General features: G+C 57.2%; 13 protein-coding genes. 3 read left to right on the forward strand and 10 right to left on the reverse strand.

Annotated features, from left to right (window positions below):
• The first annotated feature begins 303 nt into the window (after positions 1–303).
• A complete protein-coding gene (locus tag AC5EFR_RS01345; protein WP_493574177.1) occupies positions 304–1,107 on the forward strand; it encodes a lytic transglycosylase domain-containing protein in 804 nt (267 codons plus the stop codon).
• Here the strand turns inward: AC5EFR_RS01345 and AC5EFR_RS01350 are convergent, their stop codons facing one another.
• The 10 genes from AC5EFR_RS01350 to coxB form a co-directional block, all read right to left on the reverse strand.
• Entirely contained in the window at positions 1,108–2,520 is a 1,413-nt protein-coding gene (locus tag AC5EFR_RS01350) for an FAD-binding oxidoreductase (RefSeq protein ID WP_493574178.1), read from the reverse strand.
• 182 nt (positions 2,521–2,702) lie between these two features.
• Complete coding sequence (locus tag AC5EFR_RS01355) at positions 2,703–3,290, reverse strand: GNAT family N-acetyltransferase (protein WP_493574179.1); 588 nt, start codon at positions 3,288–3,290, stop codon at positions 2,703–2,705.
• On the reverse strand, positions 3,290–4,552 hold the full coding sequence (locus AC5EFR_RS01360; protein WP_493574180.1) for a M16 family metallopeptidase: 1,263 nt from the start codon (positions 4,550–4,552) through the stop codon (positions 3,290–3,292). The genes AC5EFR_RS01355 and AC5EFR_RS01360 overlap by 1 nt, the downstream gene beginning before the upstream one ends.
• Entirely contained in the window at positions 4,549–5,937 is a 1,389-nt protein-coding gene (gene thrC / locus AC5EFR_RS01365) for a threonine synthase (protein ID WP_493574181.1), read from the reverse strand. The genes AC5EFR_RS01360 and thrC overlap by 4 nt, the downstream gene beginning before the upstream one ends.
• A gap of 4 nt (positions 5,938–5,941) precedes the next feature.
• Complete coding sequence (locus tag AC5EFR_RS01370) at positions 5,942–6,613, reverse strand: SURF1 family protein (RefSeq protein WP_493574182.1); 672 nt, start codon at positions 6,611–6,613, stop codon at positions 5,942–5,944.
• 85 nt (positions 6,614–6,698) lie between these two features.
• Positions 6,699–7,505 carry a cytochrome c oxidase subunit 3 gene (locus AC5EFR_RS01375; protein ID WP_493574183.1) on the reverse strand — a complete coding sequence of 269 codons (807 nt, stop codon included), beginning with the start codon at positions 7,503–7,505 and terminating at the stop codon, positions 6,699–6,701.
• 19 nt (positions 7,506–7,524) lie between these two features.
• On the reverse strand, positions 7,525–8,109 hold the full coding sequence (locus AC5EFR_RS01380; protein WP_299934806.1) for a cytochrome c oxidase assembly protein: 585 nt from the start codon (positions 8,107–8,109) through the stop codon (positions 7,525–7,527).
• Entirely contained in the window at positions 8,099–8,266 is a 168-nt protein-coding gene (locus AC5EFR_RS01385; protein ID WP_299930131.1) for a cytochrome c oxidase system small membrane protein, read from the reverse strand. The genes AC5EFR_RS01380 and AC5EFR_RS01385 overlap by 11 nt, the downstream gene beginning before the upstream one ends.
• The gene (cyoE, locus tag AC5EFR_RS01390) at positions 8,263–9,198 is read right to left on the reverse strand and encodes a heme o synthase (RefSeq protein WP_299930134.1); all 936 of its coding nucleotides are present in this window, start codon (positions 9,196–9,198) and stop codon (positions 8,263–8,265) included. The genes AC5EFR_RS01385 and cyoE overlap by 4 nt, the downstream gene beginning before the upstream one ends.
• 88 nt (positions 9,199–9,286) lie before the next feature.
• Positions 9,287–10,153 (reverse strand): cytochrome c oxidase subunit II, encoded by an 867-nt coding sequence (gene coxB / locus AC5EFR_RS01395; RefSeq protein WP_493574184.1) that lies wholly within the window; start codon positions 10,151–10,153, stop codon positions 9,287–9,289.
• A gap of 181 nt (positions 10,154–10,334) precedes the next feature.
• Between coxB and tldD the strand changes: the two genes are divergently transcribed.
• Together tldD and dprA are read left to right on the forward strand one after the other, a co-directional pair.
• Positions 10,335–11,756 carry a metalloprotease TldD gene (gene tldD / locus AC5EFR_RS01400; RefSeq protein WP_493574185.1) on the forward strand — a complete coding sequence of 474 codons (1,422 nt, stop codon included), beginning with the start codon at positions 10,335–10,337 and terminating at the stop codon, positions 11,754–11,756.
• A gap of 191 nt (positions 11,757–11,947) precedes the next feature.
• A complete protein-coding gene (gene dprA / locus AC5EFR_RS01405) occupies positions 11,948–13,153 on the forward strand; it encodes a DNA-processing protein DprA (protein ID WP_493574186.1) in 1,206 nt (401 codons plus the stop codon).
• The last annotated feature ends 1 nt before the right edge of the window (position 13,154 follow it).

The following is a 13,154-nucleotide window of genomic DNA, read 5'->3' on the forward strand; positions in this document are numbered from 1 at the left end:
CGACTTGCATTGGGGCGAGAATTTGACCCGAATGCAGTGATTTTTGGCTTTCCAAGAAAATTGAAGGAATTCACGGTAACTAACTGAATAAAAAGGATTAAAAAGTTAACGATAGTTAAATTTTTAGCATTCACCTATCCATTTGGGTATAAGACTATGGCGGAATGTTCACAGTTCAGAGACACAGATGGATTTTGAACCCGGATTGTGCCATATATGGAAAAAACACACCCTAAAAAGGGGACGAGCAGAACCATGTTTTTCAAATATTTTTCTGTCGCATTGATTGCGACGGCGGTTTGTATGACGAATCCGGGTGCGGTACAGGCTGAAGCAACGGGGTTTTCGGCCAAACGCGTTAAACCGCCAAAGCCCGGAGCGCGCCGGATCACTGTTCAGGTCGCCCCTCGGGCGAATCCAGCGGTCCCGCCGCCGCCAAAATCCAAAGAGACGCCTGTTGTTGCGGCTCCAAAAGCGCCAAGTGCGGATGGAGCAGCGGCGGTCGCGAAACCAAAATCGCGCTATTCATGGTATTGGGATCAAGTGTCACCAAATCTTGCCTCGGCAGGGGCAGGGCGTCTTGAACCGGCTTTGGTGAGCCTGACCAAAGGGCCCTCTGGCCAATCTGTGGCCGCCCCTCGTTTGCAAGCGCTTCAGGAAATTGCCGCAAAACATGGTCGGGCGATTTTGCAATCAACCGTTGGAACGCGTGTATCACCGGCGCTGGCGCTGGCCGTCATTTCCGTTGAATCATCTGGCAAGGCGGACGCAGTGAGCGGAGCCGGGGCACAGGGGCTGATGCAGTTGATGCCAGCCACAGCCGAACGGTTTGGCGTGACTGATAGCCTTGATGCCACTCAAAACATCAAAGGCGGGGTGAAGTTCCTCGACTTTTTGATGGAGAAGTTTGAAGGCGATCCGATATTGGTTCTGGCCGGATATAATGCCGGGGAGAATTCGATCGGCAAACATGGTGGCGTGCCGCCCTTTTCAGAAACCCGAGACTATGTGCCCAAAGTTTTGGCCGCGTTTCAGGTCGCGAGCGGCCTATGCCTTACACCACCGCAATTGGCATCGGATGGCTGCGTCTTTCGCATCTCGCAGTGATCAGCGTAAAACAGCGCCGGGGTTCATAATGCCGAGCGGGTCAAGCGCGGCTTTGATGGCGCGCATGGCCGACAGCTTGGCCGGGTCGCCATAACGTTCCAGATCATCAACCTTAAAACGTCCAATGCCATGTTCGGCGCTTACCGATCCGTCTAACGCATGGACGAGATCGTGAATGCAGGTTTTGATCGTGTCACGCTGCTCATTATATAGAGTGCGATCTCGGCCTTTCGCGGGGAAGACATTATAATGCAGATTGCCGTCCCCCAAATGACCAAAGCAATTGACGCGGAAGGTGCCAATTTGGTCCAGCGCCGCTCCGGCTTGGTCAATAAAGGTCGGAAGGGCCGAGAGTGGGACAGAGATGTCGTGACTTGAGATTGACCCAATCACCCGATTGGCTTCGGGGATGTGTTCCCGCATGTCCCAAAAGCTTTGCGCTTGGGCCAAAGATTGCGCGATAAGCCCATCGCTTACCAAATCGGCCTCAAAAACTTGGGTCAGAATGTCTTCTAGTACGGTTTGAGGAGATAAGCCCGAGGGCAGGCTTATTTCCATCAAGACGGACCATTCCGGGGCCTGCGCCCAGGGTTGGCGGACGTCTGGCAGGCAGTCTGACAAAAAGTCAAAGCCGGTGCGATGCATGAGTTCGAACCCGGTAACCGTGTCACCGAGCCTGTCCCTAGCTATGGCAAGCAGCGAAAGCGCCGCCTTGGGCGAGGCGACCGTCAAAAGCGCTGTTCCAACGGCGGCAGGACGGGGGAACAGTTTGAGACTGGCGGCCGTGATGACACCCAATGTCCCTTCGGAGCCAAGCAAAAGGTGGCGGAGGTCATAGCCCGTATTGTCTTTGCGCAGGCGTTTCAGACCATTCCAGATTGATCCATCGGGCAAAACAGCCTCAAGCCCAAGCACGAGATCGCGGGCATTGCCATAGCGCAGAACATTTGTGCCCCCGGCATTGGTGGCCAGCAACCCGCCAATGCGGGCCGAGCCTTCGGAGGCAAGCGACAGGGGGAAGAGCCGATTTTGGCGTTCGGCGGCGGTGTGGACATCAGACAAGATTGCTCCGGCCTCAACCGATGCGACATTTTCCAAAGGGTAAATGTTGCGGATGGCGGTCATACGTTCGAGGGAAAGCAGCAGCGGAGCTGGGCCATTCGGGGCAACTTGCCCGCCCACCAAACCAGTGCCGCCGCCATAAGGAAGCACGCCAACCCGATTTTGGGCACAGGTTTTGACAAGTGTCGCCACCTCTTGGGTGTTGCGTGGCAAAGCCACCCAATTGGAACAGCCATGCCAGCGGCCACGTGGTTCTTCGAGGTAACGTGGTTCGGTGCGGCGCAACGTGTCAGGTGGAAGATCAGCCGAAAGGCGTTCGGCGAACGGGTCATCTGCGGCGGATAAGGGCATTGGGCATCCTGAGAGCGCTAGGAGTGTTTAACAAACTGATAGCCCTGCCTGTCGCAGAACCCAAGGGCTGGTGCCCAAAAGGAACGCCGTTTCGGCGTGCTTGGTGTTGGCCCCCCAGCCTGTCCTTCCCCCTTGGGGGGAAGGGAGCGTGGCGAGCCCGACCCCGGAACGAACAGTTTTGGTTAGAGACCGGCGTTGCTTTTGCCGCGGCGATCCATACGCAGGGCGGCGTAAAGAACATGGGTGCGCCAGCGGCCGTTGATTTGCAAATAGCTCTGCGCGACGCCTTCGTATTTGAATTGCGATGCTTCGAGTAACCCGCGTGAGGCGGCGTTTTCGGGCAGGCAGGCCGCTTCGATCCGGCTTAGCCCGAGTTTTTCGAAACTGTGATGGACAACGGCTGAGATGGCTTCGCGCATATAGCCGTGGCGCGCATAGGGTTCGCCGATCCAATAGCCCAAGGTTCCGGCCTGCGCGGGGCCGCGTCGGATATTGTCGAGGGTGATGGCACCCAATAGCGCGCCATCGTCACGGCGGGTCAGGAACAGCGGAACGGCGGTGCCACCGGAAACCGACCGCGAGGCCCAATACACACGGTTGGTAAAGGCGCGTCGGCTTAGGTGGTCAGCGGACCAGCTGGGTTCCCATGGGGCAAGGAAATCGCGGCTTTGAGAGCGTAGGGCAGACCACGCCGCATAGTCGCCGTGCACCGGCAGGCGTAGGGTCAAGCGCTCGGTTTCGAGCTTTAACTTGCGCCGCAGTCCTAGCATTAGGCGACCCTACGAGCCTGTAAATCTGCCAAGGTTGGGGCGTTGGACACCGGACCGTAAAGTGCCAGAGATGGGGATGCGCTTGCCGCCTGAGCCTGTGCAAAGCGCAGAACATCGTCCAAGGTGACCGCGTCGATGCGGGCGACGGTATCTTCGATCGGTGGAACACGATCCCAAATTTGAACCATCCGGGCCATGCGTTCAGCACGGCTTGCCGGGCTTTCCAGCCCCATAAGCAGACCGGCCTTCATCTGAGCGCGGGCGCGGTCGATCTCGGCTTGGCTCATATCGTCGGCGGCGCGCTTCATCTCGTCGATGGTCAACATCGCCAAATCGCCAAGCTCCTCACCGCTTGTTCCGGCGTAGATCGTGGTCATGCCGGTGTCGGCATAGGCCCCGCTTTGGGCAAAAATGGTATAGCACAATCCGCGCTTTTCACGAATTTCCTGAAAGAGCCGCGAAGACATACCGCCGCCCAAAGCGCTTGAATAAATCTGAGCGGCATAAAAATCATCGTCTCGATAGCCCGGACCTTCAAAGGCCAAGGCCATATGCGCCTGTTCCAGATCTTTGAGTTCGCGGCTTTCACCACCATGGTAACGCGCTTGATCATAGGCGGGGGCGGTGCGGGCCGGGATATGGCCAAACAGTGTCTCGGCCTGCGCAACCAGAGTGTCGTGATCGACGGCACCGGCGGCGGACAAGATCATCTGGCCGGGGCCATAATGCTCGGAAACAAAGGTCGAGAGATCTTCGCGCCCAAAGCGACGCACCCGATCTGCTTCGCCCAAAATTGTGCGGCCAATGGGTTGATTGGGGTACGCCTTTTCTTGCAACCAATCGAAAATCACATCGTCCGGTGTGTCGCGGGCCTGACCGATTTCCTGAAGGATCACGTGCCGTTCTGTTTCAATTTCGCTTTGATCAAAAACTGGATTGAGCAGGATATCAGCAATCACATCCATCGCCAGAGCCGTATCGGCGCGCAGCACGCGGGCGTAATAGGCAGTGACTTCGCGCGATGTATAGGCGTTGATATAGCCGCCCACATCTTCGATCGCTTCGGCAATTTGCAGCGCGCTGCGGGTGTCCGTTCCCTTGAACGCCATATGTTCAAGAAAATGCGCCACGCCGTTTTGTTCAGGGCGTTCATGGCGCCCGCCAGCGGTGACCCAGATGCCAAGGGCAGCGGATTGCAGCCCCGGCATGTGTTCGGTCACGATACGAAAGCCATTGGATAGCGTGGCGAGTTGGACGGTCACTTGGCAATACGCTCCTGAATGAGGGTTTCGAGGGCTGTCAGGTCATTGGGAACCCGGGTCACCCGTTCGGACCGCTCATAAAGGTCTGCCATGCGATTGGGAAGAGGCGGGCGAATGCCTGAGGCGTTTTCCACCGCGTCGGGGAATTTCGCCGGATGGGCAGTGGCCAAAGAGACCATAGGTGTCGCCGGATCGCGGTTGTCTTCGCCGATTTTGGCGGCAATCGCAGAATGCGGGCAGAGCAACTCGCCCATTGTGGTGTTGGCTTCTTTGATAAAGGCTAGGGTTTCGTCCTCAGAGACACGGCCCGAATCGAAATCTTCGCGCAGGGCTTGCAGTGCCCCTTGGGAGACAGAGAAGCCCCCATTGGCCAGTTCATCCATCAATTGCGCCACGGCGGCACCGTCTTTGCCATAGGCAAAATACAGAGCGCGTTCGAAATTGGAGCTGACCTGAATGTCCATCGACGGGCTGATCGACGGCGCGACATCGCCTTTTTCATAGGCTCCGGTCTTCAAGCAGCGGTCCAGAATGTCGTTTTGGTTGGTGGCGACCACCAAACGATCAATCGGCAGGCCCATCTGTTTGGCGATATATCCGGCAAAGATATCGCCAAAGTTGCCGGTGGGGACCGTAAAGCTGATCTTGCGATCTGGTGCGCCGAGGCTGGCGGCGGCGGTAAAGTAATAGACGACCTGAACCAACACCCGCGCCCAGTTGATCGAGTTGACCCCGGCCAGTTTCACACCGTCGCGGAATTCGAAATGGTTGAACATGTCTTTGAGGCGGGCCTGACAATCGTCAAAATGCCCGTCCATCGCCAGCGCATGGACGTTTGATTCCGGTGGAGTGGTCATTTGACGGCGCTGCACTTCGGACACGCGACCATGGGGGTAAAGGATAAACACATCCACCGCGTCTAGACCTTTGAACGCCTCAATTGCCGCAGAGCCAGTGTCGCCAGAGGTCGCGCCAACGATGGTCACGCGCTCGCCTCGTTTCGAGAGTTCGACCTGAAACAGTTGGCCGATCATTTGCATGGCAAAGTCTTTGAAAGCCAGCGTCGGACCGTGGAACAGCTCCAACAGGAAATGATTGGGAGCCAGTTGCACCATCGGCGCGCGGGCATTGTGGCCAAACCCGGCATAAGCGCGTTCAATGCACCCGCGCAATTCGTCGTCGCTAAAGCTTTCTCCGACAAAGGGCTGGATCACGCGAAAGGCGGTTTCCTCATAGCTTAGCCCTTGTAGGGCGCGAATGTCATCGGCGCTCATCTGTGGGATTTCAGCGGGAACATAGAGACCGCCGTCGCGGGCCAGCCCGGTCAACATGGCATCGGCAAAAGTGAGTTCCGGCGCATTGCCACGGGTCGAGACGTATTTCATCAATTCAGCCTTTGTGCATCAGGCGCCGTATCCAGACGCCAGTCATCAAAATCCATATCCCGGCCAGAGAGAACCAGGTTACGGCATATTGCAAGTGATCGTTGGCCACGCCGGAACTGTCGACGGGCAGGGGCGTCATACCCTTGTCTAGGGGCGACAATTCGCGGGTTATGACCAGGAGTGGTTCGGTATCGAGGGTTTCAGCCATTTGCTGAATATCGCGGGCGAACCACGTGTTGTTTGTTATGTCGTTGTCTGGGGTCGAGCTGTTGCGGTCATCCGGCCAATGCATGTTGCCAAGAACCGTCGCCGGACCGGTCGCCAAAGGCGCGTCCTTGGCATCGGTTGGAACAAAGCCCCGGTCGAGCAAAACCCGGCGGCCGTCATCCGTTGTGAAAGGGGAAATCACCCGCCAACCCGGACCGCGCCGTTTGACAGAAACCAACACAAACAGTGCGCCATCATTGATATTGCCGTTAATCGAAACTGGCATATAGCGTTGTTCCGAAGGCGAGATGACGCGGGGGAGGGCCTGTGGTTCACCGGCAATCTTTTGATCGATCTCGGCAAGGATGTCTGACTTCCAGCTTAGCCTCTGGATCTGCCAGGTACCCAGAGCCACCAAAATGGCGGCTCCGATCAGACCAATCAAAATGGGGGCGATGAGACGTTTCACAGCAGGTCCTAAACAAAAGACGCGCCGTTGCGGGCGCGCCTTGTTTTTTCATTCCATGGGTTGGGGTGCAACCTCAAACGTCAGCTTAGCCGCCCCAGACGTAGACTGCGACAAACAGGAACAGCCAAACAACGTCCACAAAGTGCCAGTACCAAGCCGCCGCTTCGAAACCGAGGTGGTTGGTCGGCGTGAAGTGGCCGCGATAGACGCGCAGCAGGCAGATGAACAAGAAGATGGTGCCGACGATAACGTGGAAACCGTGGAAGCCGGTCGCCATGAAGAAGTTCGCCCCATAAATGTTGCCGCCAAAGCCAAAGGCCGCGTGGCCGTACTCATAAGCCTGGAATACGGTGAAGATCAGGCCAAGGCCGATCGCAAGGATCAAGCCGGATTTGACGTCTTTGCGGTTGTCTTCGTGAACCAAGGCGTGGTGAGCCCAAGTCGCAGCCGCACCAGAGCACAGCAGGATCAAGGTGTTGATCAGCGGCAGGTGCCATGGATCAAAGGTTTCGATACCGACTGGGGGCCAAACCCCATCAATCGCCGGGCTCAGCCCGTCGGGGTGCATCGGGTACATCGCGTGCTTGAAGAAGCTCCAGAACCACGCAAAGAAGAACATGATTTCCGACATGATGAACAGGATAAAGCCGTAACGCAGGCCAATCAGGACAACCGGTGTGTGATCGCCAACTTGGTTTTCCGCCACGGTTTCCGACCACCAGCCAAACATGACGTATAAAACGCCAACAAAGCCGATCAGGAACATCCATGGGCTATCTTTGCTCATCCACATGACGGCGCCGAAAAGCATGATGAAACCTGCAACCGAACCCAGAAGGGGCCAGATGGAGGGGTTCAGAATGTGATAATCGTGGTTCTTGGCGTGGGCCATATTCTGTCCTCGTTTCGCGTTAGTTCAAAGACGTTTTGACGTCTGTTTTAGGTGTCAGAGCGGCTTGCGCATTATCGGGCAGGTCGATCTGGTAAAAGGTGTAGGAGAGCGTGATGTGACCGGTATGTTTGGCATCGCTGTCATTGATGATGTCAGGATCAACAAAGAACACGACCGGCATTTGCACCCGCTCACCGGGCAACAGCACCTGCTCGGTAAAGCAGAAGCAATCGATTTTGGAAAAGTAACCGCCCGCCGAATAGGGGGCGACGTTGTAAGACGCCTGACCGGCAACGGGTTTGTCGGTTGGGTTGTAGGCTTCGTAAAAGGCCATGCCTTCTTCGCCAATGCGTAGGGTCATTTCACGCTGCATGGGTTTGAATTCCCATGGCATGTCACGTTCCAGAGACGCATCAAAACGGACCTTGATGGTTTGCTCTAGAATCTCACCGGCGGGCCCTTCGGCCACGTTTGTCGTGCCGCCAAAACCCGTAACCCGGCAGAACCAGTCGTAAAATGGCACCGAGGCCCAAGCAAGCGCACCCATGGTGGCGACAACGCCAACCAACTGCAGCACCGTTTTGGTTTTCGGATCAGTTGCCATTTGCACCCTCCGCGGCGGGCATCCGGAATTCCGGGCTGGTTACTTTGACAACCGTCAGGCCCATGATGATCGCCACAAAGGCGGCCAGTGTCAGGCCGAGGCCAACATTGCGGCCTTTGCGGCGCGCATGTAGCTCGTGTTGTTTGGTCAGGCTCACAGCGATGCTCCGAATTTGTCCAGCCCAGCTTCGATCAGAATGGCACCGAAATGCGCAAAGAGATAGAGCAGCGAAAGCTTAAAGAATTTACGCTCAACGGCAAAATTGTCCGCTTCGGACATGGCTTCGTCGCGGCGATAGATGTCATAGGCCCCTTTGAGGAACAGCGCGTTGAGCACAAGCGCAACGCTGAGATAGACCCAGCCGCCAACTTGGGTAAATCCAAGCGCAATCGCCAAAGTGGCAAGCATAACAGTGTAGCCAAGGATGTGGCGACGGGTGGCCGGGCGGCCATGAGTGACGGTCAGCATTGGCACGCCAGCATCGTCATAATCGCTGCGCATAAAGAGGCACAGCGCCCAGAAATGAGGGGGGGTCCACATGAATGTCAGGCAGAACATCAAGGTGGAGGCCATCGAAATCTCACCCGTGGCAGCGGCCCAGCCGATCATCGGAGGGAAGGCCCCGGCGGCCCCGCCAATCACGATGTTCTGCGGTGTCAAACGCTTGAGCCACATGGTGTAGATCACGACATAGAAGAAGATAGTAAAGGCCAGCAAACCACCGGCGAGCCAGTTGGTGGCAAGACCAAGGAAGACGCAGGCAAAGACCGACAGGGTCAGGCCAAAGGCAAAAGCCTCTTGGCGGGTAACCCGGCCTGATGGGATCGGGCGACCCTTGGTGCGTTTCATCACCGCGTCGATATCCGAATCGTACCACATGTTCAGCGCACCAGACGCGCCGCCGCCAATGGCGATGAACAGGATCGCGCAAAAGCCAACAAAGGGGTGGATCGGGGTCGGTGCGGCAAGCAGGCCAACAAAAGCGGTAAAGACCACAAGCGTCATCACACGTGGCTTGAGCAGGGCAAAGAAATCGCCGAACTGTGCCTCGTTTTCGATGGGCTTGCTTTCAAAGCTGGCGTCGCTCATGTGGTGTGTCCGCTTAGGTCAGAGAAGGAAGAGGGCGCGAAATCCGCGCCGCTCGTTTGGTATCGGTGGGGCAGGGCCCCGGCCAAGATCAGTTGGTCAGGAAGGTGTTGACGTCGACATAGTCAGCGCCACCCTTGTTGGCCTCAACCCACTGTTCGTAGGCCGCTTCGGACACAACTTTGACCGTGATCGGCATGTAGGCATGGGCGATGCCGCAGAGTTCGGAACACTGACCGTAGTAGATGCCTTCGCGCTCAGGTGTGAACCACAGCTCGGCCAGACGGCCAGGAACAGCATCCTGTTTCACACCAAAGGCCGGGATGGTCCAAGAGTGGATCACGTCCGCACCTGTAACCTGCATCACAACTGTTTTGCCGATCGGCACAACAACGGCGGTGTCGGTGGCCAAAAGGAAGTCTTCCTTGCTGTAACCAGCTTCGACAAGCTCGGCTTCGACTTCGGGCGACATGCGGTTGTCACCTGCGCCAATCATGTAGCTTTCAAAGGCCAGCTCGTCTTGATCAACATACTCGTAACCCCAGTACCACTGGTAACCGGTAACTTTGATAGTGATGTCACCCTCGGGAATTTCCTGCTGAGCGAACAGCACGGGAAGTGAGTAGGCCCCAATCACAACGAGAATCGCGATTGGAACGATGGTCCATGCGATTTCGAGTGGCGTGTTGTGGGTAAAGTTGGCGGGGGTTGGGTTGGCGCGGCGGTTGTGACGGACAATCACATAAGCCAGCAGGCCGGTCACAAACAATGTGATGATGGTGATGATCACCAACAGCAGATTGTCGAGGCCTTGCAGCTGCTCAGCTAGGCTAGTTGCCGCAGGCTGCCAACCCATTGCGCCATCAACGGGTTTCCCCACGACTTCGAGCTCTTGTGCCAGCGCGGGTGCGGCCAGGAAAGTGGCCGCCAGGCCCGTCAGCGTCGTCTTCAGTTGCATATCTCACCCTGATCGGTTGCGAATTCTATTACTTACGGAAAAAGGAGGGCCTCGGTAAAACCGACTCCCTCACCTCCCATTGCGTTCTGCTCTGTTTAAAATCATATTCTGATGCACCTATAAAGTACCCCCCTTGCGGCAAAGCGCCGCTTTTTTTGATCCAGATCAAATTGAGGCCCCCATGAGTGACGCACCTTTCCGCCCATTTGAAACCCATCTCGACCTCGACAAGAGCACCGCATTGTTGCGCGATGCCTTGGCTGGGGCCGAGGATGGCGAGCTCTTCCTAGAGCGTAAACGCTCGGAATCATTGGTGTTTGATGACGGTCGGGTCAAAACCGCCAGCTATGACGCCTCAGAAGGGTTCGGTTTACGGGCCGTAAATGGCGAGGTCGCGGGCTACGCCCATGCGACCGAGATTAGCGAATCCGCGCTGAAACGTGCCTCAGAAACCGCGCGGCTTGCCGTCGGGCAGGGCGGCGGTGTTCTTGCCCCGCCCCCTGCGGGCACAAATCGGCGCCTTTATTCGGACAATGACCCGATCGCCGGGGCGGATTTCCCAGTGAAAATCGCAACCTTGCGTGAAATTGATGCCTTTGCTCGTGATCTCGATTCGCGTGTGGTCCAAGTCACGGCCACCATCGCTGCGTCCTTGCAGGAGGTGGCGATTCTGCGACCCGAAGGCGGGTTGGTCACCGATGTGCGCCCGATGACACGGGTCAACGTGTCGGTCATCGTTGAAAAAGATGGGCGGCGCGAATCCGGAACCGCCGGGGGCGGCGGCCGTGTGTCTTTGGATGGGTTGCTGGATCCACAAGATTGGCAATCAAAAGCCCGCGAAGCCTTGCGCATTGCTCTGGTCAACCTCGAAGCCGAACCGGCCCCGGCCGGTGTGATGGACATCGTGCTTGGCCCGGGTTGGCCGGGTATTTTGCTTCACGAAGCCATTGGACATGGGTTGGAAGGCGATGCCAACCGCAAGGGTTCGTCTGTTTTTGCGGGCCTTATGGGCCAACAAGTGGCGGCCAAAGGCGTCACCGTTCTGGATGACGGAACCATCCCGGATCGCCGCGGCTCGATCTCGGTTGATGACGAAGGCACCCCATCGGGCAAAAACGTGTTGATCGAAGACGGGGTTTTGGTCGGCTATATGCAAGATCGCCAAAACGCCCGTTTGATGGGCGACACACCAACGGGCAATGGTCGGCGCGAAAGCTATGCCCATGTGCCGATGCCGCGCATGACCAACACCTATATGTTGGGCGGCGATGCCAATCCGTCGGATATTGTCGCCGATCTCGAAGATGGCATTTGGGCGGTGGGTTTTGGTGGCGGTCAGGTTGATATCACCAACGGCAAATTCGTGTTTTCCTGTACCGAAGCCTACCGGGTTAAAAACGGTAAGGTTGGCGCGCCGGTGAAGGGGGCGACATTGATCGGAGACGGGGCCAATGCGTTGAAGCGGATCCAGGCGCTTGGCAACGATATGGCGCTTGATCCGGGCATGGGGAATTGCGGCAAAGCGGGGCAGTGGGTTCCGGTTGGTGTGGGCCAGCCAACAGTGCGTATTGGCGGTTTGACCGTGGGCGGAGCCGGATCATGATGCTGTGATAGGGGGCGATTCGATGGATTTGGGTTGTAATGGGCAAGATGTCGTCGGGTAAGTTTTTGACGGGCCTTCAAAAACATCGGTAATTCAAAGCTTTGTAACTAAAACTGCGGAAACTTGCTTAGGTTTACCTGCGGTTAACCCTCTTCGCGCTACCTCTAATGGTGCAAGACGACGGGGCTAAGATGCGCGACCACAGCTACTCTTCCACTCACCCCCCACTCCCACCCACCACGGAAGATGATCGGGTGTCGTGGCTCCGTCTCTTGCGGTCACGCCGCGTAGGGGTTTCAACCTTTTGGCGTTTGCTTTCCGAACATGGTGATGCACAGACGGCGCTTGATGCCCTTCCCGATGTGGCGCGGTCCGCTGGCGTGCAGCGCTATGAGGCCTGCCCTGAAGGCGTGGTTTTAGCCGAGCTCAAAGCCGCCCGCGCACGTGGTGCTAAGTTGGTTTGCCATGGTGATCCTTTTTACCCGATTGAATTGGCGGCTCTAACCGATGCGCCGCCCATGCTTTGGGTTGTCGGCGAACCCGCCGCATTGAAACGGCCGATGGTTGCGCTGGTTGGTGCCCGCAATGCCTCTTCTTTGGGTCTTCGGATGGCGCGGTCTTTGGCTGGCGGCTTGGCACAGGCTGGCTATCAAGTCGTGTCGGGCTTGGCGCGTGGGATTGATACCGCTGCGCATGTCGAAACAGTTGAAACAGGCACTGTGGCCGTCATGGCGGGGGGCGTAGATGTCCTCTATCCATCTGAAAATACTCGGTTGGCCGAGGAGATAGCGCACAAAGGCGGCGCTTTGGTGAGTGAACAACCCATCGGGTTGCAGCCCATGGCGCGGCATTTCCCAATGCGCAATCGTATCGTCTCGGGCCTGTCGCGTGCCGTCGTCGTCGTCGAGGCGGCGGCCAAGTCAGGGTCCCTTATCACGGCACGATACGCGCTGGATCAGGGCCGCGAAGTGTTGGCCGTGCCCGGTCACCCAATGGATGCACGGGCCAGCGGTTGTAACATTTTGATCCGAGATGGCGCGCGCTTGGTTCGCAATGCCGAAGATATTCTCGAGGCTTTGCCACCACGTGACCCTGATGTGCAGCCTGACCTTCCTGGTTTTGAGGAGCCGGCCAGTGATACGGTCGTTACCCCTGAAGTCCCTGAAGGGCCGTCACTGCCGCAACGCAGTTTGCGCGAAACCGCTGCTCTGCATCTGCAAATCCTTGAACGGTTAGGGCCGTCACCCGTGGCAGAAGATCAGTTAATCCGTGACCTTGGGGCGACGTCTGGGCGTGTCTCCCCCGTTTTGACGGATCTCGAACTTGACGGCAAAGTTGAACGCAAACCGGGTGGGTTCCTAACTCTGGTGCCGGATAGGGATGGCACCCGGCATTAAG

It is taken from the genome of Pelagimonas sp. (genome assembly GCF_058892305.1).